The organism is Methanimicrococcus hongohii, from assembly GCF_032594095.1.
In the GTDB taxonomy this organism is placed as follows: domain Archaea; phylum Halobacteriota; class Methanosarcinia; order Methanosarcinales; family Methanosarcinaceae; genus Methanimicrococcus; species Methanimicrococcus hongohii.
On the sequence record NZ_CP131059.1, the window covers coordinates 1,704,104 to 1,729,086 of the forward strand.

Annotated in this window: 35 protein-coding genes and 1 pseudogene; 29 read left to right on the forward strand and 7 right to left on the reverse strand. The window is 43.4% G+C overall.

Annotated elements, in window-relative coordinates; all coding sequences use genetic code 11:
* Nucleotides 1-59 precede the first annotated feature (59 nt).
* A complete protein-coding gene (locus MmiHf6_RS07630) occupies nt 60-761 on the reverse strand; it encodes a ribonuclease III family protein (protein ID WP_316557202.1) in 702 nt (233 codons plus the stop codon).
* Nucleotides 762-1,407: 646 nt separating this feature from the next.
* Between MmiHf6_RS07630 and MmiHf6_RS07635 the strand changes: the two genes are divergently transcribed.
* Nucleotides 1,408-2,124 (forward strand): Pycsar system effector family protein, encoded by a 717-nt coding sequence (locus MmiHf6_RS07635; RefSeq protein ID WP_316557203.1) that lies wholly within the window; start codon nt 1,408-1,410, stop codon nt 2,122-2,124.
* A gap of 72 nt (nt 2,125-2,196) precedes the next feature.
* Nucleotides 2,197-2,703 carry a hypothetical protein gene (locus tag MmiHf6_RS07640; RefSeq protein ID WP_316557204.1) on the forward strand — a complete coding sequence of 169 codons (507 nt, stop codon included), beginning with the start codon at nt 2,197-2,199 and terminating at the stop codon, nt 2,701-2,703.
* Nucleotides 2,704-2,758: 55 nt separating this feature from the next.
* Here MmiHf6_RS07640 and MmiHf6_RS07645 read toward each other — a convergent pair whose 3' ends face one another.
* Together MmiHf6_RS07645 and MmiHf6_RS07650 are read right to left on the reverse strand one after the other, a co-directional pair.
* Complete coding sequence (locus tag MmiHf6_RS07645) at nt 2,759-3,097, reverse strand: hypothetical protein (RefSeq protein WP_316557205.1); 339 nt, start codon at nt 3,095-3,097, stop codon at nt 2,759-2,761.
* Between the two features lie 348 nt (nt 3,098-3,445).
* Nucleotides 3,446-3,586, reverse strand: a complete 141-nt coding sequence (locus MmiHf6_RS07650; protein ID WP_316557206.1) for a hypothetical protein — start codon at nt 3,584-3,586, stop codon at nt 3,446-3,448.
* A gap of 827 nt (nt 3,587-4,413) precedes the next feature.
* On the opposite strand from MmiHf6_RS07650, the gene rpl3p reads away from it, so the two are divergent.
* Genes rpl3p through MmiHf6_RS07745 form a run of 19 tightly spaced genes read left to right on the forward strand, consistent with a single transcriptional unit; the run spans nt 4,414 to nt 14,029 of the window.
* Complete coding sequence (gene rpl3p, locus MmiHf6_RS07655) at nt 4,414-5,427, forward strand: 50S ribosomal protein L3 (RefSeq protein WP_316557207.1); 1,014 nt, start codon at nt 4,414-4,416, stop codon at nt 5,425-5,427.
* Between the two features lie 6 nt (nt 5,428-5,433).
* A complete protein-coding gene (rpl4p, locus tag MmiHf6_RS07660) occupies nt 5,434-6,207 on the forward strand; it encodes a 50S ribosomal protein L4 (protein ID WP_316557208.1) in 774 nt (257 codons plus the stop codon).
* Nucleotides 6,204-6,452, forward strand: coding sequence for a 50S ribosomal protein L23 (locus MmiHf6_RS07665; RefSeq protein WP_316557209.1), 249 nt, complete (start codon nt 6,204-6,206; stop codon nt 6,450-6,452). The genes rpl4p and MmiHf6_RS07665 overlap by 4 nt, the downstream gene beginning before the upstream one ends.
* A gap of 10 nt (nt 6,453-6,462) precedes the next feature.
* Nucleotides 6,463-7,179: a 50S ribosomal protein L2 gene (locus MmiHf6_RS07670; RefSeq protein WP_316557210.1), complete on the forward strand. Its 717-nt coding sequence runs from the start codon at nt 6,463-6,465 to the stop codon at nt 7,177-7,179.
* Nucleotides 7,180-7,188: 9 nt separating this feature from the next.
* A complete protein-coding gene (locus tag MmiHf6_RS07675) occupies nt 7,189-7,617 on the forward strand; it encodes a 30S ribosomal protein S19 (protein ID WP_316557211.1) in 429 nt (142 codons plus the stop codon).
* Between the two features lie 9 nt (nt 7,618-7,626).
* The gene (locus tag MmiHf6_RS07680) at nt 7,627-8,082 is read left to right on the forward strand and encodes a 50S ribosomal protein L22 (RefSeq protein WP_316557212.1); all 456 of its coding nucleotides are present in this window, start codon (nt 7,627-7,629) and stop codon (nt 8,080-8,082) included.
* Entirely contained in the window at nt 8,082-9,074 is a 993-nt protein-coding gene (locus MmiHf6_RS07685) for a 30S ribosomal protein S3 (protein ID WP_316557213.1), read from the forward strand. The genes MmiHf6_RS07680 and MmiHf6_RS07685 overlap by 1 nt, the downstream gene beginning before the upstream one ends.
* Complete coding sequence (rpmC, locus tag MmiHf6_RS07690; RefSeq protein ID WP_316557214.1) at nt 9,074-9,277, forward strand: 50S ribosomal protein L29; 204 nt, start codon at nt 9,074-9,076, stop codon at nt 9,275-9,277. The genes MmiHf6_RS07685 and rpmC overlap by 1 nt, the downstream gene beginning before the upstream one ends.
* Nucleotides 9,278-9,283: 6 nt before the next feature.
* Nucleotides 9,284-9,673, forward strand: a complete 390-nt coding sequence (locus tag MmiHf6_RS07695) for a ribonuclease P protein component 1 (protein ID WP_316557215.1) — start codon at nt 9,284-9,286, stop codon at nt 9,671-9,673.
* A 10-nt stretch (nt 9,674-9,683) separates the two neighbouring features.
* On the forward strand, nt 9,684-10,016 hold the full coding sequence (locus MmiHf6_RS07700) for a 30S ribosomal protein S17 (protein ID WP_316557216.1): 333 nt from the start codon (nt 9,684-9,686) through the stop codon (nt 10,014-10,016).
* Nucleotides 10,013-10,411: a 50S ribosomal protein L14 gene (locus MmiHf6_RS07705; RefSeq protein ID WP_316557217.1), complete on the forward strand. Its 399-nt coding sequence runs from the start codon at nt 10,013-10,015 to the stop codon at nt 10,409-10,411. Before MmiHf6_RS07700 ends, MmiHf6_RS07705 begins: the two co-directional genes overlap by 4 nt.
* Nucleotides 10,412-10,422: 11 nt before the next feature.
* Nucleotides 10,423-10,785 (forward strand): 50S ribosomal protein L24, encoded by a 363-nt coding sequence (rplX, locus tag MmiHf6_RS07710; protein ID WP_316557218.1) that lies wholly within the window; start codon nt 10,423-10,425, stop codon nt 10,783-10,785.
* A gap of 5 nt (nt 10,786-10,790) precedes the next feature.
* Nucleotides 10,791-11,489, forward strand: coding sequence for a 30S ribosomal protein S4e (locus MmiHf6_RS07715; RefSeq protein ID WP_316557219.1), 699 nt, complete (start codon nt 10,791-10,793; stop codon nt 11,487-11,489).
* Nucleotides 11,490-11,503: 14 nt separating this feature from the next.
* Nucleotides 11,504-12,001, forward strand: a complete 498-nt coding sequence (locus MmiHf6_RS07720) for a 50S ribosomal protein L5 (protein WP_316558660.1) — start codon at nt 11,504-11,506, stop codon at nt 11,999-12,001.
* Nucleotide 12,002: 1 nt separating this feature from the next.
* Nucleotides 12,003-12,155, forward strand: coding sequence for a 30S ribosomal protein S14 (locus MmiHf6_RS07725; RefSeq protein ID WP_316557220.1), 153 nt, complete (start codon nt 12,003-12,005; stop codon nt 12,153-12,155).
* Between the two features lie 11 nt (nt 12,156-12,166).
* Entirely contained in the window at nt 12,167-12,559 is a 393-nt protein-coding gene (locus MmiHf6_RS07730) for a 30S ribosomal protein S8 (protein WP_316557221.1), read from the forward strand.
* 15 nt (nt 12,560-12,574) lie between these two features.
* Nucleotides 12,575-13,102 carry a 50S ribosomal protein L6 gene (locus MmiHf6_RS07735; RefSeq protein WP_316557222.1) on the forward strand — a complete coding sequence of 176 codons (528 nt, stop codon included), beginning with the start codon at nt 12,575-12,577 and terminating at the stop codon, nt 13,100-13,102.
* 11 nt (nt 13,103-13,113) lie between these two features.
* On the forward strand, nt 13,114-13,581 hold the full coding sequence (locus tag MmiHf6_RS07740) for a 50S ribosomal protein L32e (RefSeq protein WP_316557223.1): 468 nt from the start codon (nt 13,114-13,116) through the stop codon (nt 13,579-13,581).
* A gap of 4 nt (nt 13,582-13,585) precedes the next feature.
* Nucleotides 13,586-14,029, forward strand: coding sequence for a 50S ribosomal protein L19e (locus tag MmiHf6_RS07745; RefSeq protein WP_316557224.1), 444 nt, complete (start codon nt 13,586-13,588; stop codon nt 14,027-14,029).
* Between the two features lie 16 nt (nt 14,030-14,045).
* Here MmiHf6_RS07745 and MmiHf6_RS07750 read toward each other — a convergent pair whose 3' ends face one another.
* Nucleotides 14,046-14,252 carry a hypothetical protein gene (locus tag MmiHf6_RS07750; RefSeq protein ID WP_316557225.1) on the reverse strand — a complete coding sequence of 69 codons (207 nt, stop codon included), beginning with the start codon at nt 14,250-14,252 and terminating at the stop codon, nt 14,046-14,048.
* A 257-nt stretch (nt 14,253-14,509) separates the two neighbouring features.
* Complete coding sequence (locus MmiHf6_RS07755) at nt 14,510-15,445, reverse strand: PGF-CTERM sorting domain-containing protein (protein WP_316557226.1); 936 nt, start codon at nt 15,443-15,445, stop codon at nt 14,510-14,512.
* 515 nt (nt 15,446-15,960) lie between these two features.
* Here MmiHf6_RS07755 and MmiHf6_RS07760 point away from each other — a divergent pair.
* The 8 genes and pseudogenes from MmiHf6_RS07760 to cmk all read left to right on the forward strand — a co-directional run bounded on the left by MmiHf6_RS07760 (nt 15,961) and on the right by cmk (nt 22,192).
* Nucleotides 15,961-16,479, forward strand: a complete 519-nt coding sequence (locus tag MmiHf6_RS07760; protein ID WP_316557227.1) for a 50S ribosomal protein L18 — start codon at nt 15,961-15,963, stop codon at nt 16,477-16,479.
* 5 nt (nt 16,480-16,484) lie between these two features.
* On the forward strand, nt 16,485-17,114 hold the full coding sequence (locus tag MmiHf6_RS07765; RefSeq protein WP_316558661.1) for a 30S ribosomal protein S5: 630 nt from the start codon (nt 16,485-16,487) through the stop codon (nt 17,112-17,114).
* 2 nt (nt 17,115-17,116) lie between these two features.
* On the forward strand, nt 17,117-17,578 hold the full coding sequence (locus MmiHf6_RS07770; protein WP_316557228.1) for a 50S ribosomal protein L30: 462 nt from the start codon (nt 17,117-17,119) through the stop codon (nt 17,576-17,578).
* A 19-nt stretch (nt 17,579-17,597) separates the two neighbouring features.
* Nucleotides 17,598-18,029, forward strand: a pseudogene (locus MmiHf6_RS07775) (uL15m family ribosomal protein); the annotation flags it as partial.
* Nucleotides 18,030-18,414: 385 nt separating this feature from the next.
* Complete coding sequence (secY, locus tag MmiHf6_RS07780) at nt 18,415-19,899, forward strand: preprotein translocase subunit SecY (RefSeq protein ID WP_316557229.1); 1,485 nt, start codon at nt 18,415-18,417, stop codon at nt 19,897-19,899.
* 311 nt (nt 19,900-20,210) lie between these two features.
* Nucleotides 20,211-20,858, forward strand: coding sequence for an adenylate kinase (locus MmiHf6_RS07785; protein WP_316557230.1), 648 nt, complete (start codon nt 20,211-20,213; stop codon nt 20,856-20,858).
* Between the two features lie 62 nt (nt 20,859-20,920).
* A complete protein-coding gene (locus MmiHf6_RS07790; protein WP_316557231.1) occupies nt 20,921-21,541 on the forward strand; it encodes a DUF106 domain-containing protein in 621 nt (206 codons plus the stop codon).
* Between the two features lie 102 nt (nt 21,542-21,643).
* Nucleotides 21,644-22,192: a (d)CMP kinase gene (gene cmk / locus MmiHf6_RS07795; protein WP_316557232.1), complete on the forward strand. Its 549-nt coding sequence runs from the start codon at nt 21,644-21,646 to the stop codon at nt 22,190-22,192.
* A gap of 140 nt (nt 22,193-22,332) precedes the next feature.
* Here cmk and MmiHf6_RS07800 read toward each other — a convergent pair whose 3' ends face one another.
* On the reverse strand, nt 22,333-22,839 hold the full coding sequence (locus tag MmiHf6_RS07800) for a hypothetical protein (protein WP_316557233.1): 507 nt from the start codon (nt 22,837-22,839) through the stop codon (nt 22,333-22,335).
* A gap of 290 nt (nt 22,840-23,129) precedes the next feature.
* Nucleotides 23,130-24,698 carry an RHS repeat domain-containing protein gene (locus MmiHf6_RS07805; RefSeq protein ID WP_316557234.1) on the reverse strand — a complete coding sequence of 523 codons (1,569 nt, stop codon included), beginning with the start codon at nt 24,696-24,698 and terminating at the stop codon, nt 23,130-23,132.
* Between the last annotated feature and the right edge of the window lie 285 nt (nt 24,699-24,983).

A 24,983-nucleotide genomic window follows, 5' to 3' on the forward strand; every position in this document is an offset into this window, starting at 1 on the left:
TCATCTCTTTTCGAAGACAAAAGTCAGCGTTTGCTTCAAATTTATTTTTGTTTCAAATTTTATTCTTTGTCCATCAGACCGATTCGAACTAAGCGGTGGTTGATTTTTTCCGCGGCTTTTGTTTCGGCGTCTGATTTCGTTTTTCCTTCTCCTTCACCGGTGATGTCTGTTTTTAATCCGGTGATGTCTTTCGGAAGAAGGTATCCCATCACGAATGTTTTATCGTGCGGCGGACCTTCCTCTGAGACTAAGAACGATTCCGGGCGGAATCCCGAATAATGCTGCTGGCAGAATTCATACAGTTTCACTTTGGGAGATACGAGAGATTTCAAAGACTTATCGGCTTCTCTTCTGCTCATGATGAATCGGCAGACAAATTTTTCCGTTTCCTGCAGACCGCCGTCTAAATAAATTGCACCGACAACGGCTTCCAAAAACGTTGAATTCATCTTTTTGGACTTTCCGGTGATGCCTTTTTCAATAATTAAGTAATCATCCCAACCGTTTTTCTTAACGATTTTTTCAAGTTTTTCATCACAAACGAGATGAGATTTCAAGTTTGTCAGCTGTCCCTGTTCCAATTCGGTATAGTTTTTGAACAGAAATTCTGAAACGATAAAATCTAAAACAGCATCTCCGAAAAAAGCGGTCTTTTTATTGGATGCCTGAATCCGCGCCTCTTGCAACAACGATAAATTCTTGAAAGAGTAGCCGATTTCTGCTTCAAATTGAGTGAGCGATTCAAAAGATTCCCTTTTCATTTCCTCATCTTCCCATATTAATTGAAAATTTGGCTGAACCTGCGTTTTTTCGTTTTTATCCATTATATGGTCAACTCCTTTTCGTTTTTATTCGTTTTTCATTATTTTAAATGCGAAGCTCATTTTTAATTTTTAATTTTTTTGTTAATTTTTAATTTTTCGTTTTATTGCTTCGGCTTTTTATTTTTTGGTTCGTGTATATCGTTTTTATTTCATTTTTATCTGTCTTTTTGACAAGCGTTTTTAACAATAAGGACACAGTTGTTTATATATCTCACTCATCTATGATTCTAAATAAGCTATTCAAGAAGCGATTTCATTTGATAATAGTTTCTTTATGGATTTTATTATTATCTGCATCTTTTTATACTTTATTATAACTTCAAATGCCGTCGAATCTTTTTTCTGCGGGCGTTTTTTATTTTGTCATCTCTTTCGTTTTTAATTCTCTAATCTCTTTTGTTTTTTATTTTTTGTAATTTCTTTCATTTTTTATTTTGTCATCTCTTTCGTTTTAATTTTTATATGTTTGGATGTTAAAAATCTGTTTATATTTTTTTAAATTTATATCGGATAGTTATATATCCTCCCCTGCGATATTTAACATATCTCTTGTTGCAGATATTTATTTTCGGAAGGTATTTTTGTGCGCGATTTTCTCTATCAGACGTATGATATGATTCTGGAGCGCCTCCGTTATGCGGAAGCGAAGAATACGATTATTGTCACGCTTCTCGGCGTTCTCATCATCGGCGCTTTTCGTATTTACGATGAAACTCCTGATCGTCCGCTGTTTGCAACGGTTTATTTTTGGCTTTTCTTAGTCTTTTCCGTTTTGGCAATCGTTACGGCAGTCACGACATTTATGCCCAATATCAAACTTCAGTATCTTTATAAAACAAAAGATCCGCTGCCGACGGACAGTTTGATTTATTACGAGCATGTCGCGAAATTCGATGACGCGAAACAATACATTTCTGCCGTTAACAAAACATATTTTAGTAATGAAGCGGTTCCCGGAAATTTAGATTACGATTTGGCGGCTCAGATTATTCTGAATTCCAGATCGGTTTACCGCAAATCTGTTTTATCTTATTACGCGATTTGTTTCACGCTCTGCGCCATTCTGACGCCGGTTGTCGGCGGTCTTTATCTGCTCGTTTCAAGCTATTGTTATTGGGGTACCGATTCTGCCGGACGGACGAGGCTTAAATTCAATCGGCGCAAAATGCAGAAGGAAGAAATCAAAGAAATCCGTCATAATCGGATTCAGGATTTCAGCAAATATTTCCTGCCGCATCTGCCGAAAAAAAGTGTTCGAAAAATTAGGAAAGATGATTCTGTTGATGAAAAGAAAAAGTGAATTCATTCATTTCTTTTTGATTTTCCGCCGGTTTTAAATAAGTTTTCACTCTTTTAACATCGGAAAATTATTATGAATCTAAGTAAAAATCAAAAAATACTTCTTGCGGTTATCGGTATCGTTTTAATTTTATTCGTTGTTTTTAACGCTGTGTGGCTGATGAATTACAAGTCTTATGACAGATTTGAAAGAGATGACTATACACGTCCGTTCGGCTCAAGCTATGTTCTTTCAAAAGACGGTTTTCATTATAATATTAAATATCCTGATTATTTGCAATTTTCCGGCAATTTGGGAATTACAAATGAAGCAGATACGCTTTCAATGATTATTTGGCCGCAGGCTTTTAAATCGAATGAATATGAAGTCGGTATCATTATTTATGATGCCGGAAGTGAATACTCATTTTATCTCTACTTAGATTCTGATCTTAATATGAATCACGACAAAATGAATTTGACCGAAGAAAGCAGTGATATTGCTGAAAAACTTCTTGAAGAGCGCAGAGATGAAATTGAAGAGATGTATTCTCTTGCGGAAAATGAATGGAATCTTTCATCTGATACGAAAATCGTTTAAGATTTTTGTTTGATTTTATTTTTTAAAAAACAAGTGTCGATGTTGAATCGATTTATTAAACAAATGTTCTTCTTTTTTGATTCTTTTTGAAAAGTTTGGGCGGCTCGCGCGAGGCGGCGGGCGGGCATCTGCTGCGGCTGCCGGCAGCTGCAATGCGAACCTGATCGGCGAGCGGAACCGGAAACCTGATCGGCAAGCGGAAACAGAAACCAAAAGGTAGCGGCGACACGTTCGCGAATGCGAACGGATTTCTTAAAAAAGAGCAGATGCACGCAGAATGCAAACCTGATCCGGCAGCAGCAACACAAAATGACAGTTGCAGACGAGCAGACTTAGCCGGAAGCTGACAGCAAAGACAGTTGCAGGAACGGCACTTTGCAGGAGTCGAAAGCAACTGAAAATTCAAATTGTTTTATTATTTTTCGTTTCGTACGGGAAAGAATCCGCAAGTCTCGTTTCCTCGCTTCACTCGGAAACTCAACTTGCGGGGGCGGCTCTTTATCTTTTCATTAAATCTAAAATCAATGAAACATCGTCTTTCAAAAAAATTCATCAAAAACGGAACGCCTTTTTTTCAATTAAGTCTAAATATTAAGATTGGGGTTTTATCGGGCGTTCAGGTTTCAACCGTTTTCTTAAAGTTGGATGTTTGGGTTACATCTTTAAAATTAGATAAATGCAGAACAGGTTTGAAATATTTATGAAATTGATGCAGCTCGCGCGCAACGGCGGCGCATCATTATCAGCGTGGCAGCAGCAATTTAAAAGACAGTTGCAGGAACGGCACTTTGCAGGAGTCGAAAGCAACTGAAAATTCAAATTGTTTTATTATTTTTCGTTTCGTACGGGAAAGAATCCGCCAAGTCTCGTTTCCTCGCTTCACTCGGAAACTCAACTTGCGGGGGCGGCTCTTTATCTTTTCATTAAATCTAAAATCAATGAAACATCGTCTTTCAAAAAAATTCATTAAAAAAGGAACGCCGATTTTTCAATTAAGTCTAAATATTAAGATTAGGGTTTTATCGGGCGTTCAGGTTTCAACCGTTTTTAAAGTCGGATGTTTGGGTCACATCTCTCAAATTAACTAAAAACACGGGACGGGTTTGGAATATTTATGAAATTGATGCAGCTCGCGCGCGGCGGGCGGCTGACAGCCGGTAAAATCCTGAATTTTTGTAATGTTTTTGTAATGTTTTCGGAGCTGTTTGAGGATTTTTCGGGAACATCTTTAAATATAACTTATTCTATTCTCGGTTCGTCTTACATTATTAACAAGCAATTTGCTTGTCTAATATTAATCCGGTGAGATTCGTAGGAACAACATAAGTGTCAGGGCCAATTCACGAATGCCCGATTTCGCCTTCATCCGAAGGCGGAAAACACGGAAATGTTATCAATTAATATTTTTCGTTGTCGATGTTGTGGATGGATTAAATTAGATGATAACCGATATGAGCTGCCGATGCAGCGCTCATTTTGCATCTGAACATATGTAATATAATAGTCTATAATAACGGACTTAAAGCGTCAGAACGGGGACCTAAGCTGTGTTGCCCGAACGCTTTTTCTATCCTGTTATTCCGATTTTATTTACTGCTGTCAATCAGACTCGCATTTGTTTTTCGGTTTATTTTTCCAATTCATAGCTTCTGACCTGGTTGTTTTTGCTCCCGGTAATTTCGACAGTATACACCATTAAGGAGTCAAAAAATGTCAAGCACACACAGACCTGACAGAGGTTCACGCGCTTTCAGCCCTCGCAAGAGAGCAAAAAGCCACATCCCCAGATTCAGATCCTGGCCGGAAGCCTCGGGTGAGCCCAAATTACAGGCATTTGCAGGATACAAAGCGGGTATGACTCATGTCATTATGATCGATGACATCAAGAACAGTCTTACCAACGGCGCAGAAATTGCTGTTCCGGTAACCATTATCGAAACACCTGCAATCCGCGTCGCTGCCATTCGCGCATATGTCAAAAACACATACGGCGAAGTCGCAGCAGCAGAAGCCTGGACAACAAATCTTGAACCGGAATTGGCACGCAGACTGCGTCTCCCCAAAACCGACAAGACAGCCGAAGCATTCGCAAAGATTGAAGAATTAATCGCAAGCGGTGAGGTCACAGACATCCGTGTCATGACATACACTCAGCCCAAAGCAGTCGCAAGTCTTCCCAAGAAAGTTCCCGATATCATGGAAACAGGTATCAGCGGTACCGACATGAGCGCAAAGTTCGAATACGCCAAATCTATTCTCGGCACGGAAATCAAATTCACCGATGTCTTCAAGAACGGCGCAATCGTCGACACAGCCGCCATCACGACCGGTAAAGGAACACAGGGTCCCGTCAAAAGATGGGGTATTTCTTTGATGAAAGGAAAACACTCCAGACAGGGCAGCTTGAGACAGATCGGTACACTCGGTCCGTTCCGCCCCGCACACGTGCAGTGGCAGGTTCCCGCAATGGGTCAGACCGGCTACCACCAGAGAACCGAATACAACAAACGCATTTTGAAGATCGGCGAAGACGGCGCAGAAGTAACGCCCGCAGGCGGCATCATCAACTACGGTCTTGTCAGCGGCGAATACATCCTCATCAAAGGAAGCGTCCCCGGACCTGCCAGAAGATTGATCCGCATCAGAGACCCGATCAGATACCAGAAAGCACAGCCCGGCGAACCGCAGATCGTTCACATCAGCGTGCAGTCTCAGCAGGGGTGAAATAAAATGGCAACAGCAAAAATTTTAGATTTATCAGGCAAGCCGGTAGGCGAAGTTGAACTTCCGACAGTCTTCTCCGAAGATTACCGCCCGGACCTTATCAAGAAAGCCGTTTTGGCCGCTCAGGCAAACAGAAGACACCCGTACGGTCCCACACTTTACGCCGGTATGCAGACCTCTGCAACAGGCTGGGGTTCAGGCCGCGGCGCTTCTCACGTCCCGAGAATTGTCAACGGTTCCCGCGCAGCACGTATCCCCCACGCAAAAGGAGGTCGCCGTGCCCACCCGCCGAAACCCGAAACGGATTACTCCGAAAAAGTCAACAAAAAGGAAAAGCGCATGGCAGTCAGATCTGCAATCGCCGCAACCTGCAATGAAGATCTCGTGATTACACGCGGGCACATCTTCATGACAGACGAACTCCCGATTGTTGCCGACAACGCTTTTGAAGCACTTTCCAAAACAAAAGATGTCGTTTCCTTCTTTGAAGCCATCGGCGTTTACGATGACGTTCTCCGCGCAAAACTCGGCCGTACAATCCGTGCCGGCCGCGGTAAGATGAGAGGAAGAAAATACAAGAACAAAAAGAGTTTGTTGGTCGTCACAGGCCCCAACGCAGCCGTGTCCAAAGCCGCAAGAAACTTGTCAGGCGTCGACATCGCAACCGTTGCGGAACTCAATGCAGAGCTTCTCGCCCCCGGTACACACGCAGGCCGTTTGACCGTCTGGACCAAAGCAGCCATTGACCAGCTCACAGAAAAGGAAGGTGTTTTGGAATGATGTCCGTCAAATATCCGTTCATTACAGAAAAGGCCATGCTCCACATGGAAGACAGTAAGCTTCAGGTCATCGTCGACTTCCGTGCCAACAAGCACCAGATCAAAGCCGACATGGAAGAGCTCTACGGTTTCAAGGTCACGAACGTCAGAACCATGACCACCATGAAAGGACAGAAAAAAGCAATCATCACTTTCGAGAAGTCTGATGCAGCCAGTGAAATCGCAACCAGACTCGGATTGGCATAAGGTGGTATAAATGGGTAAACGAATTATCGCACAGAGAAGAGGAAAGGGAAGCCCGATTTTCCGCTCACCTTCTCACAAATACAAAGCAGAATTGACGCATCCCGTTGTGGGAGCCGATGCTACCTTAAACGGAACCGTCATTGATGTTGAACACGACCCTGCAAGAGCCGCACCCATCGTTAAAGTCTTCTTTGACAACGGCGTCTCTCAGCTTCTCATCGCCTGCGAAGGCATGTCTGTCGGACAGGCAGTCGCTTGCGGCCCCGAAGCTGAAGTGAAAGCAGGAAACATTCTCCCGGTCGGAAAGATCCCCGAGGGTGTTTTGGTCTGCAACATTGAAGGAAAACCCGGAGACGGCGGAAAATTCACAAGATCTTCCGGAACTTACGCAACAGTTGTCTCCCACGAAGAAGGCAGAACATCCGTTCAAATGCCGTCGGGCGTGTTGAAATGGTTCAACCCCGAATGCCGCGCATTGATCGGTGTCGTTGCAGGCGGCGGACGTGTTGAAAAACCGTTCCTTAAAGCCGGTAAGAAATTCCACAAGATGAAAGTTCGTGCAACAAGATTCCCGCGTGTCAGAGGTGTCGCTATGAACCCGAGAGACCACCCGTTCGGTGGCGGTAACAGACAGCACCCCTGCCGTTCGACGACAGTCAGCAGAAACGCACCCCCGGGAGCTAAAGTCGGTCACATTGCCGCGCGCAGAACCGGTAAGAAACGTTAAGGTGATATCATGGCAACAAAAAAATCAGGAGCATCCAGAGGTGCATCAAGATTACCGAAGCGTAAGGGTGAGTATACATACCGCGGAAAGACAATTGCTGAGCTTCAGGCTTTAAGCATTGAGGAATTCGCAGAGCTTCTCCCCTCACGCGAGAGAAGAACGATTAAGAGAGGATTTACCGAAGTCCAAAAGAAGGCCCTTGCGGACATGCGGGAAGGCAAAGAAGTCAGAACTCACACCAGAGGAATGATCATTTTGCCGGAAATGGTTGGAAAAACAATCTCAGTTTATGACGGCAAGAAATTCGTCGGCATCGAGATCCAGCCGGAAATGGTTGCACACCGCTTCGGTGAGTTCGCTCCGACAAGAAGCAGAGTCTCACACGGCAGCGCCGGTGTCGGTGCAACGCGTTCCAGTAAATTCGTTCCGTTGAAGTGAGGTGTGAAAATGGGAAGACTTAACTATGCAGTACAAGCCGATCCGGAAAACACTTCCAAAGCAACGGCATCCGAACTCCACATCTCTTTTAAGAAAACAAGAGAAATTTGCCACTTCATTCAGGGAATGAGACTGCCCCAGGCACAAGCATACCTGAACGATGTTGTCGAATTGAAAAAGGCAGTTCCGTTCAAGAGACACACTGACGGCTCCGGTCACAAGAAAGGAGCAATGGCAAACGGTAAATACCCCGTCAACGCCTCCGTTGAAGTTTTAAAAGTCTTGAGAAACGCGGAAAGCAACGCCGAATACAAAGGGCTCGAACCCTCCCGCATGTTTGTGAAAAGCATTCGCGCGAACAGGGGCAGAGTTATTCGCGGATATTTCCCCAGAGCTCGCGGACGCGCCTCCCCGAAAAACACCACCACGGTGAACATTGAAATCATTTTGAGCGAGGTGCTCTAATGGCAGTTGAGAAAAAATTCGTGAAAGACGGTTATACCAAAGCTTCTTTGGATGAACACTTCGCAAAGCAGCTCGGCAGATCCGGCTACGGCGGAATGAACATGAGCAGAACACCGCTCGGCACTCAGATTACGATCTACTCCGAAAAACCGGGTATGGTCATCGGAAAGGCCGGCAAAGTGATCCGCAAATTAACGCAGGACGTTGTTGACATCTACGGTGTTGACAATCCTCAAATCGACGCTCAGGAAGTTAAAAAATCCGAGCTCAACGCACAGATTATGGCCAACCGCTTGGCTTCTTCAATTGAAAGAGGATGGTACTTCAGAAAAGCCGGTACCAACACCATTCGCGCTATCATGGGCGCAGGTGCACTCGGCTGTGAAGTGATCATTTCCGGTAAATTGACCGGCGCCCGCGCAAGAACCGAAAAATTCATTGACGGATACGTGAAGCACTCCGGACACCCCGCAGAGCAGATCGTTGACACCGGCTACGCCGTTGCCGTCAAGAAACTCGGAACACTCGGATGCCGCGTTAAAATCGTTCAGCCCGGCGCAGTTTTGCCCGACGCGTTCAAAATGAAAGAAGGCGTTTTGGCAGCACCCGCTGACGCAGACGACACCGCAGAAGCAACAGCCGCAACCGAAGCAGCACCCGCGGAAGCCGCAGCAACTGAAGCTGCACCCGCCGCAGAGGCAGCAGCAGAAGGCGCAGCATGCGAACCCGAAACCGTTGTCGTAACTGAAACAGTCATCACGGAAGTCGTCAGCGAAGAAGGCGAAGTTATTGCCGCCGAAGTCGTTGAAACGACGGTCGAGGCTGAAGTTTGCGTTGAAGAGGCGTCCGCAGGCGGAGACGATGAAATCGTTGTCGAAGATTCCGACATCAACGAAATCAGAAGACTCGTCGAAGGCGTTTGGCAGCACAAACACAATGAATACGACTACTGGCACCCGATGGCACGCGTTCACAAGGAGGCTAAGAAATAATGGCAATCTTAAGAACAAATGACATCCGCAAGATGTCGGCAGACGAAAGAATCGATGAAATCAAAAAATTGAACGACGAATTGATCCGCGAACGTGCTTTGACTTCCGCCGGCGGCGCACCCGAAAACCCGGGACGCATCGGTGAAATCAAAAGAACAATTGCACGCATCAAAACGATTCAAGTTGAGATGAAAGACAACTAATAACGAATGACACAAATTGAGATCACACCTGCAGAGCTTCCCTATCATGAATTGATAGGACTGCTTGTTAAGGTGGACAGTTCTTGCGACCCGACAATAAACGGTCTTTCCGGTCTCGTGGTCAACGAGACACGAAATACGCTTGAAATCGAGACAGATTCCTGTTCTAAATCGGAATCTCGTCTCGTCACTGACCTCCATACGCCTTCGCGTATGAAGGCGGTCGACACCGCGCTCCGCGTTGTCACCGTTCCTAAAGCAGGAACGGTATTCGTATTTACAATTCCGGGAAGGATCTCTCAAACAGGCCGTAACATATCCGTAAAAATCGATGGAAACATCACGCTCTCACAACCCCAAAATCGGATTAAGAACTTAAAGAAATCAAGAAAATGAGGCTAAATTTATGGCAAGAGATATTGGATTAGACGTTCCGGAACCGTCCAAGGTTTGCGACGACGTTCACTGTCCGTTCCACGGAAAACTCCCCGTTCGAGGGCAGATCCTGGTCGGCACTGTCGTCAGCACCAAGATGGACAAATCCGTCGTAATCGAAAGAAGCTATGAAAAAATGGTACCCAAGTACCAGAGATATGAAAAGCGCCGCACAATCATGCACGCGCACAACCCCCACTGCTTAAACGCAAAAGTCGGCGACGTTGTGACGATTGCAGAGTGCCGTCCGATCAGCAAGACAAAATCATTTGTCGTTGTAAAAGTTGAGGGGGCCAAAGAATGAAAGCAATCCGCTCAAACATTCCGAGAGCCTTAAACGCAGGCGCACGCATTGACTGCGTTGACAACACAGGCGCTAAAGTCCTTCAGATTATCTCTGTTAAAAAATACCGCGGTGTCAAAAACAGATACCCGCGCGCAGGTGTCGGCGACTTATGCATTGTTTCCGTTAAAAAGGGAACACCTGAAATGAGAAAGCAGATCTTCCTCGCAGTCGTCGTCCGCCAAAAGAAGGAAATCAGAAGACCTGACGGTCTCCGCATTTGCTTCGAAGACAACGCAATGGTTCTTGTTGATGATTCAGGCGTTCCGAAAGGAACCGACATCAAAGGACCTGTTGCAAGAGAAGTCGCAGAACGTTTCCCGAAAGTCGGTACAACCGCTTCCATTGTTGTCTGAGGTGAATTAAAATGTTTACAACATCCAAACAACCCAGAAAACAGAGAAAGGCAAGATACAACGCCCCGCTTCACCAGAAGCAGAAATTCATGGGCGCACGCCTCAGCAGCGACTTGTCCGTCAAATACAACACACGCTCCGCACCCGTCATTACCGGTGACACTGTTACCGTGATGCGCGGCGACTACAAAGGCGTGTCGGGAAAAGTCGAGAAAGTCGATCTCCACGCAGGCGTCATTAATGTTTCAGGTGTCGTCTCCACAAAAGTGAACGGCGAAGAAGTCCCGAGACCGATTTACCCGTCCGTTGTGATGATCACAAAGCTCGAATTGAAAGACAAAACGCGCGAAGAACGCATTCGTGGAAAGGAGTGAGTTAAATGCACCAAAAGAGAATGTCAATGCCGACCAGCTGGAGAGTCCCGAAAAAGACCAACAAATGGATTACGGCAACAAGCCCCGGTCCGCACAACAAACAGTCAAGCCTTCCGCTCGTTGTCATTTTGCGCGACATGCTGAAAGTTGTTGATAGCTCAAAAGAAGCCAAACAGATCCTTTTGGAAAAGAAAGTTCTCATTGACGGCATCGCCCGCAAGAACTTGAAATTCCCGGTCGGTCTCTTCGACGTTATCGCAATCCCGGAAAACAATGAATATTATCGTATGCTGCAGGACTCCAAAGGACGTCTCTATCTCAACACGATTGATGAAGAGCGCGCCAAATTCAAGGTCTGCAAAATATTGAACAAAACCACCGTGAAGGGCGGAAAAACCCAATTGAACCTCCACGACGGAACCAACATCCTCGCGTCCGAAGACTACAAAACCAAGGACACGATCAAAGTTTCAGTTCCCGACAAGCAGATTCTGCAGAAGTTGGAGTACAAGATCGGCAATGTCGCCATGATTACAGGCGGCCGTCACAGCGGTATGGTCGGTACGATCAAAGAAATCAATGTCATCAGAAGTTCTAAGAACAACGTGGTGACGATTTCAGGAATTGACTCAGAAATTGAAACCATCGAAAACTATGTTTTCGTAATCGGTGAAGACAAACCAGTGATTAAGTTAGGAGAATAAATATGACAAATCCTATGAGAACTCCTGTCATTGAAAAAGTCGTTGTACACATGGGTGTCGGCGAAAGCGGTCAGCACCTTGTCGATGCAGAAAACATACTTGCGGAAATCACCGGACAGACGGTTGTCAGAGCATTCGCTAAAATGACAGCGCCCGCGTTCGGTATCAGAAAGAAGGAACCCATCGGCTGTAAAGTGACCTTAAGAGGCGACAATGCAGACGAATTCCTCAAAACCTCTTTGGGAATTGTTGAAAACACTCTCAGAGCCTCCCAGTTCGACATCAACGGAAATGTTTCCTTTGGTATCGAAGAACACACGGATTTCCCCGGTATGAAGTATGATCCCAACATCGGCGTTTTCGGTATGGACGTTGTTGTCGTCCTCAAAAGACCCGGTGACAGAATCAGCAAGAGACGCATCGCAAAGAGAAAAGTCCCTGCCGGACACAAAATGAACAAGGAAGATGCAATTGCATTCCTGAAGGACAATTACGGTGTGGAGGTCGTCTAAAATGGTACAAACTAAGAAAAGTTTCGGAAGAGGTGCAAATGAATGCAAACGCTGCGGCCGCAAGCAATCGCTTGTCCGCAAGTACGGCATTTACTTATGCAGGCACTGCTTCAGAGAAGTCGCCCCGAAGATGGGCTTTAATAAATTCAGCTGAGGTGACAAGATATGGTATTATTTGATCCCTTGGCAGACGCATTGTCCGTTATTAAGAATGCGGAAAAGGTCGGAAAGACATCTTGTGTCATCCGCCCGGCTTCCAAAGTTATCGGCAATGTTTTGAGCGTAATGAAAGAAGGCGGCTACCTTGAGTCTTTCGAGTTTATCGAAGACGGCAAGGCCGGTGTCTTTGAAGTTAAACTTGCAGGCGCAATCAACGACTGCGGCGCTGTTAAGCCGCGTTACTCACTCACTCTCGAAGATTTCGAAAAGTGGGAAAAGAGATATTTGCCCGCAAAGAACTTCGGCGTTCTTGTATTGACCACGTCTAAAGGTGTTTTATCTCACCACGACGCACGTGAACAAAATGTCGGCGGAAAGCTGCTCGCTTATGTGTATTAAGGGGGAAACTGAAATATGGCAAAAGAAATTTCCAGATCAGTTGAAGTTCCCGCAGGCGTCACTGTCACATACGACAACCGTGTCGTGACCGTGAAAGGTCCCAAAGGCGAGAATGCAAAAGAATTGTATTACCCCGGCATTGTGATTTCAATCAGCGAAGGCGAAGTCCTCGTTGACTCTGAAGTTGCGCGCAAGCAATACAAAGCAATGGTCGGCACCTACGCTTCTCATGTCAACAATATGATTAAAGGCGTGACGGATGGTTTTGAGTACAAGATGAACATCGTTTACTCTCACTTCCCGATGCAGACAAAAGTCGAAGGCAAAACCTTCGTCATCAGCAATTTCCTTGGAGAAAAGAAACCCCGTGTCGCAAAGATTGTCGGCAATACGACTGTTAAAGTCAGCGGCAACAGCGTTGTTGTTTCGGGTATCTGCAAGGAAGATGTCGGCCAGACAACGGCAAACATCGAACAGAAAACCAAAATCAAGAGATTTGACCCGCGTGTTTTCCAGGACGGAATTTATGTGGTGGAGAAATAAAGGTGATTTAAATGACAGAAGAAAATATTCAAGAAACTGTTGAAAACGTCAATGCTGACGCACCCGCTGTCTCAACCAATTTGCTTGATGCGGACCCTGAGTTCAGACGTTTGTTCAAAGTCAGAAAAGTTCAGAAGGCAAGAAAGCCGTCTTTCCACAAGCAGAACCACCACAAGTTCAAGAGATTGACAAAGTCGTGGAGACGCCCGCGCGGTCTTCAGAGCAAACAGCGCCGCGGTTACCTCGGTAAAGGTGCTATCGCAACTGTCGGTTACGGAAGCCCTGTTTTAACAAAGGGTCTTCACCCGTCCGGTTACGATGAAGTTTTGGTTTACAATGTGGATGACCTTGTTCTCGTCGACCCCGAGATTGAAGCTGTCAGAATCGGCGGCAAAGTCGGTGCGAAGAAGAGAGCAGCCATTGTTGAAAAATGCAAAGAATTCGACATTAAGGTCTTAAACCCGGGAAAGGAGGAATAAATTCATGTCAAATCTGAAAAACCAGAGAAGAATGGCCTCCCAAGTTCTTGACTGTGGCAGTGACCGCGTTTGGCTTGACCCCGCACGCATGGAAGAAATCAGCCAGGCAATTACCCGTGAAGATATTCGCGGTTTGATTGCTGACGGCGCGATCAAAGCCAAGAAAGTGAAAGGTGTCAGCCGCGGACGTGCCAGACTTGTCGCTGAAAAGCGCAAATACGGTCACAGAAAAGGCCCCGGTTCCAGAAAAGGTAAGAAAGGCGCCCGAACGAACAGCAAAGGTTTGTGGATGAAGAAAATCCGCGCACTCAGAAGAAGACTCAAAGAGATGCGCGCCGACGAATCCATCGACGTCAAGACCTACTGTAAACTTTACAGAAAGGCAAAAGGCGGCGAATTCAGAAACGTCGCTCACCTTGAAGCCAACGTTAAATTATTGGAAAATTAATATTGAAAATGTGTCTTTAAGGCACATTTTTATTTTCTTTTTTTGAATATTTTGATTTTTGGAAGAGCTTTTGCTGTGCTCTGGTCCTGCAAAGTGTCGTTTCTGCGACTGTATTTTGTTGTTTGATTCCTGCTTTTTCTGTCTTGCAACTGTTTTCGGGCGGCGGCAGCAAAAAATCGCGAAGCGATTTTTTCAGTAAACACCTCCCTCCCATTGGAAACAAACACCTCCCTCCCACTGCAAATCTGAAAAGTCGTGAGTGATGAAAATAGATTTTTGTTAAAAACGCGGTTCGTTTTTCAATTCATTTTTTAAAAATTTGTGCGGCTCGCGCGACGGCGCAGGTAGCAAAATGTAAAAAAATGGCAAAATGGAGAAAAAGAGTTCAATTGGATTATTTGAAAAATTAGAAAAAGAATAAAACGTGAGTTTCACGTTCAATTCCTTGTTTTTAAAATTAATTTGTAAATCTTGAAATTATTACTTTCTTCTGCCGTATAACACGATTCCGATTAAAGCGCAAACAGCTGCAAGAATTCCGAATCCGGGAACTTCGCTTTTGCTCAAAAGATTATTCATTAACACAATGTCTGTTTCAACACGCGTGTTTGTATTCACTCGGTCTTCTTCAATCAGCTGAAGCTGCATCGTGATAAGAACTTCTCTTTCCTGGTTAAATGCGCTGTTGCCGATGATTTTGTAATCCGATATTTGGCTGGCATTTAATCCGTATGTTGAAGCACCGTCAATCAAAATATCATAATATGTATTCGTATCTTCGATTGTTTTATCATAAGCTTTATCTAATTTTTCCAAGAGCTTTTCGAATTCATCCGTCTGATTTTCTAATATGACAGCGTTTTCATACGAGGCATTTCCGCTGATGACATCTTCCTGCGTTGCGATTATTTTGTCAAAAAGAGTTGCAAGGTCATCAAAAACAACTGCTGTATTTTGGTACGATTGAACGATTGTTCCCAATTTTTGGCGGTCGGCCGAGTTGTACAGCGGTATTTCCTGATTGAAAATTTCGGCTTTTTGGCGACAAACTGCTGCTGATGCCGTGTACGTTTCTTTCATGGTTTTGTAGCCGGCTAAATTCATTTGAGTAACATTTGTCAAATACAAATGTGTAAATGAAATCTTTCGAGCGATTGATTCATCTGTGATAACGTCTCCCGTTTCTCCGTTAACAATCAAAACACCGCTTAATGTTCCGTTTGTTGTCATTTCCGCGTAGTAATAAGCGTTATCTTGATATGTGTACGGGCCGGCCATTGAAAGGCTGCCATGATTTCTCGAATACGGCAAAACAGATTGAACGGCTTCATCTCTTGTTAATGTCCCGTAAGCAGGCGTTGCGAGGAGCAAAAAAATGACAGCAACAGCTGTCAATTTAATCATATTTTTATTCATTTGTAAACCCTTTCCCATTTTCCAATACTTTGATAATCAAATTATTTTGAAAAATATAACTATACTCCCCTGTTTTTATAGTCCTATTTTTTCAAAATAATTTTCTCAAACAAATAGACGATTTTCGGATATAACTCTTATTCTCGAATTATTGTATAATTTCAGGATTGATTGTAATTAATTTTAATATGATTTGTTCCAATAATTATTCGGATTTGTTCAATTTTATCTGATTGATTTGTCTCAAATATTTTTTCGGCAGAAACCTTATATACTCAAAATCTCTATTACAAAGTCTTTCACAGAACACTTTTTACGGTTCAATTAACTGAACATTTGTGCGCTGTGAATTCTGATTCGTTAAGCGATTAACGGACAGCGAATTAATATTTCATTTAACTTTATTGATTTTCATTTCGATTATCTGATGATTATTTGAGATTCCTTAATTCATTTTTGATTAAATTATTTTATTAAAATTTAAAAATTCTATAAACAAAGTTGAGGAGCTAGTTATGGCAACAGGACCAAGATATAACGTTCCCATGAGAAGAAGAAGAGAGGGTCGTACAAACTACCACTCCCGTCTCGCACTCCTTCTCTCCAAAGAGGACCGCGTTGTCGTGCGCAAAAGCACACGCAATGTTCAGATACAGCTTATAGCCCCAACACCGATCGGCGATGTCACATATTCTTCTGCCATCTCAACCGAACTCGGTAAATACGGCTACAACGGACCGACAGGAAACACAACCGCAGCATACTTAACAGGTTTGCTTTTCGGACTCAGAACCCTTCAGAACGGCTACGATTACGGCATTCTTGACATCGGGCTTCATGCATCCACACCCGGATCACGCGTTTACGCAGCTTTAAAAGGCATCGTTGACGCCGGCTTTGAAATTCCCCATGACGAATCCATTTTCCCGTCCGATGAACGTATTCGCGGAGAAGTCGCAGCAGAATACAACGGCTCTGACCTGCCGGCACAGTTCGACGCAGCAGTCGAAAAAATCAAAGCGGAGTTCAAGTGAGAAACATGGCTTACAATGAAGAAGAATGGGTCCCGAAAACAAGACTCGGAAGACTTGTCGCAGACGGACAGATCACAACAATGGAAGACGCTCTCAAATCCCGTTTACCCTTAAGAGAACCCCAAATCGTGGACATGCTCTTGCCGGGACTTGAAGACGAAGTTCTTGACATTAATATGGTTCAGAGAATGACTGACTCCGGCAGACGTGTTAAGTTCAGAGCAACCGTTATCGTCGGAAACGGCGATGGTTATGTCGGTATCGGCCAGGGCAAAGACGTTCAGGTCGGAAACGCCATCAAAAAGGCAATCGACGCAGCAAAATTGGACATCACAAAGATCAGCCGCGGATGCGGTTCTTGGGAATGTGCCTGCGGAAAAGAACACACTGTTCCCTTCGAAGCAACCGGCAAAGTCGGCAGCGTCGTCGTGACATTGGTTCCCGCTCCGAGAGGTCTCGGTTTGGCGGCAGGTAACACTGCCAGAAAAGTGCTTGAAAAAGCAGGCATCAAAGACATTTGGACCCAGACATCCGGAACCACCCGTACAACGCTCAACTTCGCAAAAGCGACATTTGCAGCTTTGAACAACGTCAACACCATGCGTATGCCTAAAAAGGGCAGCGGAGGTATTTGATTATGTACGCAGTTATCAGAGTCAGAGGATCAGTCGCCGTCAGAGGTTCCATCGCGGACACGCTTAAAATGCTCCGTCTCCACAAAGTGAACCACTGCGTTTTCCTTCCGGAAAATGATGTTTACAAAGGCATGATCCAGAAATCCAAAGACTATATCGCATACGGTACAGTCGATGCGGAAGCTGTTGCGGAAATTTTAGAATCACGCGGCAGACTTGAAGGCGGCGAACGTTTAACCGACCAGTACATTGCAGAAACAACATCTTACAAAACAATCAAAGAATTTGCCGAAGCATTTGTCGAAGGCAAAATCGCGATTAAAGACGTTCCCGCAATGAAGCCGGTTTTCAGACTTCACCCCCCGAGAAAAGGACACGCAGGATTGAAGAGAACCGTTCAGCAGGGCGGCGTTCTCGGCAACCACGGCGAAGACATTGCAGTGCTTTTGCACAAAATGAGATGAGGCGGTTTTCATGGGACACATCAGAACTAAAAAATACAGAGGATCACGCACCTGCGGCGGCGGTACTCACAAGAACAGAAGAGGTGCCGGTAACCGCGGCGGCCGCGGACGTGCAGGAGGCAATGCCCACCACTTTATCCGTGCCATGCGCGAAGGTTACAGACCCGGCTACATCTACAAAGGATTCTCCAGACCGGCTGTCGTTGACACGCCTGTCTTTATCGTCAATGTCGGCGAATTGGATGAACTCGTTTCTTTCCTTTTTGAAAATGAAGCAGATTACATCACAAAAGACGGCGACAAATTCGTTGTTGATCTCTACAGCATCGGAATCGACAAGGTTCTCGGCAGCGGCAAAGTGACCAAAGCATTGGTCGTTAAAGCCGAAATGTTCTCCGCAACCGCGCGCGACAAGATCGAAGCGGCAGGCGGCGAATGCGTCGAAGTCGAGTTTGACGACGAATTCGAAGAAGACGATTCAGAAGAAGACAATTCAGAAGAAGCAGATGAAGAGTAAGCATTTTGCTTCTCTTTTTCTTTATTTTTGAAATTCAATGAACGGCTGAACAGACACGTTCTGTCGGCTTCGTTTTTTGAATTTTGAATATGAAGTTTTGCATTTTCACAATACAAAAATATATTAATACTATTAGTCGCTATCATTTTCAAATTACCATCGCATATTCGCAATGGTATTTGTTTATATTTATTTAAGTTCGTTTATCTAATTTCACAAATTTCAAATTTATTTAATTTATCAAATGTATTCCGAAAAATCCGGCCGCGGTGAATGGGATTTCCGTGTCCGCTTTTTTCGTGAACGTCAGGTGTCAACAATGAGTTTCAGGAGTGTAATGGAGCCTATCTTTGCGAGGTTACCCGCTGTCGCCAGACCTGAAAAACAAGTGTTGTTCAAAAATAAAATAATGTGGACGCTTGCAATTCTTGCGCTTTATTTTGTTTTATCGAACATTCCCTTGTTTGGTATGTCGGCCGAATCGATCGATTTATTTGCGCACTACCGCGCGTTCTTTGCAGGCGCGACCGGATCTTTAATCGTTCTTGGTATCGGTCCGATTGTGACGGCATCCATTATTCTGCAGCTGCTTGTCGGCGGTGACATTATTCACTTGGACTTGTCCAATCCGCGTGACCAGTCTTATTTCCAAGGCGCTCAAAAGTTCCTTGTTTTCATTATGATTATCCTTGAGACGCTTCCTCAGCTTTTCGGTTATATTAAACCTGACTCCGCATTGGCTGCAGCGCTGGGCGTTGACACTTGGGTCGTTACAGCATTCTTATTTATCCAAATTTGTATCGGCGGCGTTCTGATTATGTATATGGACGAAGTCGTTTCCAAATGGGGTATCGGCTCCGGTATCAGTTTGTTCATCGTTGCCGGTGTTTCTCAATCCATTATTACAGGTTTGATCAACTGGCTTCCGGATTCGACCGGATATGCCATCGGTATTATTCCGCGCTGGATTCAGCACATTTCACGCGGCGATATTGGTTTGATGTTTTCATCAGCTGATAATATTCTAAATTATGTTCTCATCAGCGGCGGTGTTTTAGCGCTTATTACAACCGTTATCATCTTCGCTGTTGTCGTTTATGTGGAGAGTGTCAGAATTGAGATTCCGCTTTCCCACACATCCGTTCGCGGCGCCCGCGGCAAATTCCCGGTCAAGCTGATTTACGCTTCCGTTTTGCCGATGATTTTGGTCCGCGCTCTTCAGGCAAACATTCAGTTAATCGGTGTGCTGCTTTACGGCAGGGGAATCACGTTCCTCGGCGAGTATTCCGGCTCGACGCCTGTCAACGGCATCATGTATTATTTATCTTCAATCAACAGTCCGAGCGATTGGATCCCGTCTCTCGTTGAAGCGAATTACGCGGCAATGGGCTTTACGGCTCCGGCGATTTGGCAGATTGCGCTTCACGTCGGTGTTGACGCTTTCCTGCTTGTGGCCGGCGGTATCATTTTCGCTCTTTTCTGGATCGAAACGACCGGAATGGGCGCCAAACAGACCGCGAAGAAGATTTACAATTCCGGCATGCAGGTTCCGGGTTTCAGAAACAATATTGCGTCAATTGAAAAATACATGCAGCGCTACATTCCGAAAGTTACTATCATCGGCGGTGCATTCATCGGTCTTTTGACTTTGTTTGCAAGTTTGCTCGGTACGGTCGGAAGCGCCGGCGGAACGGGTCTTTTGCTGACTGTCAGTATTGTCTATCGTTTGTATGAGGATCTCGCATCCGAGCAGCTGATGGAAATGCATCCGATGCTTCGGTCGTTCCTCGGAAAAGACGATTAATGTTCATTTACTCAAGACTTAGGCGGATTCATTTCGCTTAAGTCTTTTTTTTATTTTTTTTGTTTTTGTTTTAATCTTGTTTTTTAAAAATCGTATCTCATTTTTTGTTTCTTTTGAAATATTGGTGCGGCTCGCGCGAGGCGGCAGCGCTGATGTGAGCGAAAGGCGGTTGTGCAATTCAAACTTTGTTTTTTTGTTTTTGTTTTTTCGTTACGGAATCCTTTTTATAACAAAAATTATAACTTCTATTACTTCTGATACAACAGATTTTAAACCATTTCTAAAATTCAAGTTTTATATCAGGTGATTCTATGGATATTATTTTATTCGGTCCGCCCGGTGCCGGTAAAGGCACTCAGGCGCAGAAACTTTCTCAAAAATACGGCATTCCTCAAATTTCAACCGGAGATATTCTCCGCGCAAATGTTAAAGAAGGGACAGAGCTCGGCTTGGAAGCCAAGAAATATATGGATGCAGGCGAACTTGTTCCCGATGCTGTTCTCATCGGCATCATTAAAGACAGACTTCTTCAGCCCGACTGTGAAAACGGCTTTTTGCTTGACGGCTACCCGCGAACGATTCCGCAGGCTGACGCTTTGTCAAAAATTTTGGATGAAATCAAAAAACCGATCGATATTGTCATCAACATTGCGGTTCCGAATGAGATGCTTGTCAAGCGCTTGTCCGGCAGATGGATGTCCGGCTGCGGCGCCAGCTACAATGTCGACACCAATCCGCCCAAAGCCGAAGGCGTCTGCGATGTCTGCGGCGACAAACTTTTCCAGCGTCCCGATGACACGTCGGATGCGGTTTCCAACCGTCTTGACGTTTATGAAAAGCAAACGGCTCCTTTGATTGACTATTACAAAGAAAAGGGACTTCTCAAAGACGTTGACGGTACAAAAGACATTGATGTCGTTTTTGAAGAAATCGACAAAATCGCGGCACCTTTTAAATAAGAGAATTGCATCTCACAATCATTCAATTTCTCTATGAATTAAAATGTACAGGTCGGATTATTTTGGATAAACAAAAAATCAGAGATTGGGCCAATAAAATCGTTTTAGGTGCCGGTTTAATTCTTTTTATCGGTATCATGATTCCGAGTGTCCGCGATTGGATCGGGAAAATCATGGATATTCTCATGTCTCCGATTGTCACGCTCGTCGGCGATGAGAATTTCTTTTTGATTTTATCGGCAATGGCGATTATTACGGCCATTTATTCTTCTCTTATTCAGAAATATGTGGTTGACCAGTCTAAAATGATGGAATTCCAGGAAAAGATGAAGATTTTCCAAAAAGAGATGAAAGAAGCTCAGGAAACGCAGAACACATATATGCTCAAGCGCTTGGAAGAACAGCAGGCCGGAATGATGGAAGAGCAGATGGGAATGATGAAAGATCAGTTCAAGCCGATGCTTTACATCGTTTTGGTCTCCATCCCGTTCTTGATGTGGGCCTATTACTACATCGGAAGCCATGAAACGGCAATGATGGTTTTCCCGTTCTGGGGCGAAGAATTATTGAACGGCCGCGTTTTCTATTTGTTCACGTACTGGCTCTTCTGGTACTTCTTGTCTTCTTTGGCTTTCAGTCAGGTTTTCAGAAAATTCTTGAACATTCGTGCCGCCGGCATGTAATGTTCTTTTTAATTTTTCTTTTATTTTCTTTTATCTTTCAAAATTTTATTTTCATTTTAATTTTCCAAATCAGACGCATCAGGGATATCAGAGGCATCAATTATGATTATTACGATCAGCGGTCTTCCGGGAACAGGCACGACAACGGTTTCCAAGCTTTTGCAGGAACGAACAGGCATGGAATTTATTTCTTCAGGCGAAATTTTCAGAGGCATTGCCGCCGAACTCAATTTGTCGCTTGCCGAATTCGGAAAATTAGCCGAGTCTGATCTTTCTTATGACCGTCAGATTGATGAGCGCCAAAAAGAGCTTTCCAAATCCAAGGACAATTTAATTATGGAAGGACGGCTTGCCGGTCATATGTCAATGGAAGTTCCGCCCGGCAAAAAAATTCTGCGCGTTTTGCTTAAAGCGCCGCTTGAAACGCGTGTCCGCAGGATTATGAATCGTGAGCAGTCTAATTCGTCTTTTAAGTTTGAATTGGATCAGACAAAAACGCGCGAAGAATCCGAAAGAGTCCGCTATGATACGTATTACGGGATTGACATTTCTGATTTGCTGATTTATGATCTGATCATTGATTCTTCAATATTTGATCCGGAAACGATCGCTGATATTATTTTGAGAGCCGCCGATCATATTAATGAGTGAGTTTTTATCACTGAATCTATAATTCTTAAATATAATCGACTAACCGAATTATTTTGATTATTTTTTTAGAATCAAGATTAACAGATATGTAAAAATGAACCTTTAATTTTTTGTATTTGAAAATCATCTCAAAATTTTGTTTAAATATTTTTGAAATAAAATCTATTCATGGTTGCCCACTGATCATCCAAATACCAGAATGTTCCTTCGGTTGAATTTTTAGCAACACGATTTCCGTTGGCGAAATAATAAACGGTATCTTCGCCGTCTTCGATGTCGAAGTCATCACTGATGTAATACGAAACAACACCGCCCTCAATTTTCTTGATTCTGTTTCCGGATTCATCATAAACGAATTCGGCAAGTGTTCTGTTGTCTTCCGATTTCTTCAAAACTTCCGTTAAACGATTGGCATCATTGTAAATGTAAACAAAGCTGCTGTCTTCGATCAGGTTTCTGTTGGCATCATAGAATAAGTTCGCTTCGCCGACTCTCGTCGGCGCATGAATTCCTGCATTGTTGCCGTATTCAAATCCGAAAACGATTTCTTCATCGGTTGTTAAATCTTTGCTTCTGTGAGCGAGAATGCTGCCGAGCGGATTGTAAACGAATGACTGTGCATAGTTTTCACTGCCGGCTAAAAGCAAACGATCCAAATCGTCATAAAAGAAATATTGATTTTCGTTGAGAATGTTATCGGAAATGCTGGTGTTTCTTTTAAAATAATATTGTTCTTAATTGCTGATGAATTATTCTTTCTTTTCTATTTTTAATATTTTTGTAATATTTCCTATATATAAAAACAATATTGATGCTATAATTAATATGATAAATGGAACTCCTTTAATCACGAGGTATAGAAACACTATCGTTCCAATCATCATATATATTATTAGTTTTATTAATGAATCCATATTTTACCCTCTGATTACATAATTTAGTTTAAAGGCTTTGTCACTTTTTGTTTATTTTTTTCTTCTTCCACACTTTGCTCAACATTTTTCTGATATTGGGTTAAGATAAAATTTGGATTATTTTCAAAGTAATTATATCCTTTTCCAAGAGGTTCCCCGTGATTATTTTTGTATTCCTCAACCAAATAATTATCCGTAAGTGAAGGGATTGTATACTTTGTCACATCAGTAACTAAAGAGCTTGCCGTTTCTGATACTGTTGGATTGAAAATCCTTGAATAGTTCATATTTGATAATGTCTCAAATACACTTTGACCACTTTGATAATTTTTATCAAATTCATCAATAAAATAAATTGAACTATAAATCAATCCCGTGATTGCTCCCCCACTAGCACTAGCTAATTCTGAAGATGCTCCGCTCATTCCAGCATATGCTGTCACAGCAGCTCCTGCACTTAATGCGCCTCCAAATAAACCCCCTTTCCCAATTCCTTCTAATGTTGCTCCACTCAGTTGTAAATAATTAATTTTTCCATTTTCATAGTATTGAACTAAAGCATTATCTATCCCATATACCAATCCTCCGCCAATCCCTCCTCCTGCAACGCCCGCATAAGCAATTATAAGATACGGACTATGCCCGTCAGGATCATCATATTTCAACGGATTATTATAACAATACACATATCGATTCAAAGCCTGTGGATTATAAATATCCGGAATTATAGAATCCGCTTGTGTAAACACAAATGTTTCAGGATTATAATATCTCGCTCCATAATAATAAAGCCCGATTTCAGAATCAAACTCTTTTCCGGTGAATGAATATTTTTCTTCACCGCCTTCACGATGACTTCCAAACGGATAATAAAGCGTTCTTTCAACAAGTTCACCATCTGAATCAATCATAACATTCGTAGAACCCAAATGATCATCCAAATACCAAAATGTTCCTTCAGTTGAATTTTTAGCAACACGGTTTCCGTTGGCGAAATAGTAAACAGTTTCTTCACCGTCTTCAATGTCGAAGTCTTCACTGATGTAATATGAAACGATTCCGTCCTCAAATTTCTTGACTCTGTTTCCGGATTCATCATAAACGAATTCGGCAATTGTTCTGTTATCTTCAGATTTCTTCAAAACCTCTGTTAAACGGTTAGAGTCATTATAAATGTAAACAAAGCTGCCGTCTTCAATCAAATTGCCGTTGGCATCATAAAGTAAGATAGTATCGCCGACTCTCGTCGGCGCATGAATTCCTGCATTGTTACCATATTCAAATCCGAAAACGATTTCTTCATCGGTTGTTAAATCTTTGCTTCTGTGTGCGAGAATGCTGCCGAGCGGATTGTAAACAAATGACTGAGCATAGTTTTCACTGCCGGCTAAAAGCAAACGATCCAAGTCATCATAGAAGAAATATTGGTTTTCGTTGAGAATATTGTTGGAAATGCCTATTATGTTTCCTTTTTCATCGAATGAGTAATCCAAATTTTGAAGATTCGGCGTGTTTATGTTTTCTATTCGCTGCGTCCAACTGTCATAAGTCAATTCGGTTGAAACACCGTTGTTGAATTCTTTTCGAGTCATTAGATTCAAGGAATTTAAATCTTTTATTAATCTCAAAAATTATACATGTTTTGAGAAATTGAAAAAAGAATGAAGAATTTCATTCATTTCACTATTAATTAAATTTCAAAATCAAATCTTATTATTTTCAAAAAATAGCACAATATCCCTAGAAAACCAGCGATAATTACGCAAATGCTATTTGGAATTCCCATTATTCGTAATACTAATACCAATAATAAAAGTAAAATAATCACTATGAAATTTACAATCATTTTTCTGTCCATTTCAGTCCTCCATATTTAT

Bases quoted from the DNA above. Each gene is read 5' to 3' on its own strand.
- MmiHf6_RS07630 (WP_316557202.1), bottom strand. From the start codon at position 761: ATGAAAAGGGAATCTTTTGAATCGCTCACTCAATTTGAAGCAGAAATC.
- MmiHf6_RS07640 (WP_316557204.1), top strand. From the start codon at position 2,197: ATGAATCTAAGTAAAAATCAAAAAATACTTCTTGCGGTTATCGGTATC.
- rpl3p (WP_316557207.1), top strand. From the start codon at position 4,414: ATGTCAAGCACACACAGACCTGACAGAGGTTCACGCGCTTTCAGCCCT.
- rpl4p (WP_316557208.1), top strand. From the start codon at position 5,434: ATGGCAACAGCAAAAATTTTAGATTTATCAGGCAAGCCGGTAGGCGAA.
- MmiHf6_RS07665 (WP_316557209.1), top strand. From the start codon at position 6,204: ATGATGTCCGTCAAATATCCGTTCATTACAGAAAAGGCCATGCTCCAC.
- MmiHf6_RS07670 (WP_316557210.1), top strand. From the start codon at position 6,463: ATGGGTAAACGAATTATCGCACAGAGAAGAGGAAAGGGAAGCCCGATT.
- MmiHf6_RS07675 (WP_316557211.1), top strand. From the start codon at position 7,189: ATGGCAACAAAAAAATCAGGAGCATCCAGAGGTGCATCAAGATTACCG.
- MmiHf6_RS07680 (WP_316557212.1), top strand. From the start codon at position 7,627: ATGGGAAGACTTAACTATGCAGTACAAGCCGATCCGGAAAACACTTCC.
- MmiHf6_RS07685 (WP_316557213.1), top strand. From the start codon at position 8,082: ATGGCAGTTGAGAAAAAATTCGTGAAAGACGGTTATACCAAAGCTTCT.
- rpmC (WP_316557214.1), top strand. From the start codon at position 9,074: ATGGCAATCTTAAGAACAAATGACATCCGCAAGATGTCGGCAGACGAA.
- MmiHf6_RS07695 (WP_316557215.1), top strand. From the start codon at position 9,284: ATGACACAAATTGAGATCACACCTGCAGAGCTTCCCTATCATGAATTG.
- MmiHf6_RS07700 (WP_316557216.1), top strand. From the start codon at position 9,684: ATGGCAAGAGATATTGGATTAGACGTTCCGGAACCGTCCAAGGTTTGC.
- MmiHf6_RS07705 (WP_316557217.1), top strand. From the start codon at position 10,013: ATGAAAGCAATCCGCTCAAACATTCCGAGAGCCTTAAACGCAGGCGCA.
- rplX (WP_316557218.1), top strand. From the start codon at position 10,423: ATGTTTACAACATCCAAACAACCCAGAAAACAGAGAAAGGCAAGATAC.
- MmiHf6_RS07715 (WP_316557219.1), top strand. From the start codon at position 10,791: ATGCACCAAAAGAGAATGTCAATGCCGACCAGCTGGAGAGTCCCGAAA.
- MmiHf6_RS07720 (WP_316558660.1), top strand. From the start codon at position 11,504: ATGAGAACTCCTGTCATTGAAAAAGTCGTTGTACACATGGGTGTCGGC.
- MmiHf6_RS07725 (WP_316557220.1), top strand. From the start codon at position 12,003: ATGGTACAAACTAAGAAAAGTTTCGGAAGAGGTGCAAATGAATGCAAA.
- MmiHf6_RS07730 (WP_316557221.1), top strand. From the start codon at position 12,167: ATGGTATTATTTGATCCCTTGGCAGACGCATTGTCCGTTATTAAGAAT.
- MmiHf6_RS07735 (WP_316557222.1), top strand. From the start codon at position 12,575: ATGGCAAAAGAAATTTCCAGATCAGTTGAAGTTCCCGCAGGCGTCACT.
- MmiHf6_RS07740 (WP_316557223.1), top strand. From the start codon at position 13,114: ATGACAGAAGAAAATATTCAAGAAACTGTTGAAAACGTCAATGCTGAC.
- MmiHf6_RS07745 (WP_316557224.1), top strand. From the start codon at position 13,586: ATGTCAAATCTGAAAAACCAGAGAAGAATGGCCTCCCAAGTTCTTGAC.
- MmiHf6_RS07755 (WP_316557226.1), bottom strand. From the start codon at position 15,445: ATGAATAAAAATATGATTAAATTGACAGCTGTTGCTGTCATTTTTTTG.
- MmiHf6_RS07760 (WP_316557227.1), top strand. From the start codon at position 15,961: ATGGCAACAGGACCAAGATATAACGTTCCCATGAGAAGAAGAAGAGAG.
- MmiHf6_RS07765 (WP_316558661.1), top strand. From the start codon at position 16,485: ATGGCTTACAATGAAGAAGAATGGGTCCCGAAAACAAGACTCGGAAGA.
- MmiHf6_RS07770 (WP_316557228.1), top strand. From the start codon at position 17,117: ATGTACGCAGTTATCAGAGTCAGAGGATCAGTCGCCGTCAGAGGTTCC.
- secY (WP_316557229.1), top strand. From the start codon at position 18,415: ATGAGTTTCAGGAGTGTAATGGAGCCTATCTTTGCGAGGTTACCCGCT.
- MmiHf6_RS07785 (WP_316557230.1), top strand. From the start codon at position 20,211: ATGGATATTATTTTATTCGGTCCGCCCGGTGCCGGTAAAGGCACTCAG.
- cmk (WP_316557232.1), top strand. From the start codon at position 21,644: ATGATTATTACGATCAGCGGTCTTCCGGGAACAGGCACGACAACGGTT.
- MmiHf6_RS07805 (WP_316557234.1), bottom strand. From the start codon at position 24,698: ATGACTCGAAAAGAATTCAACAACGGTGTTTCAACCGAATTGACTTAT.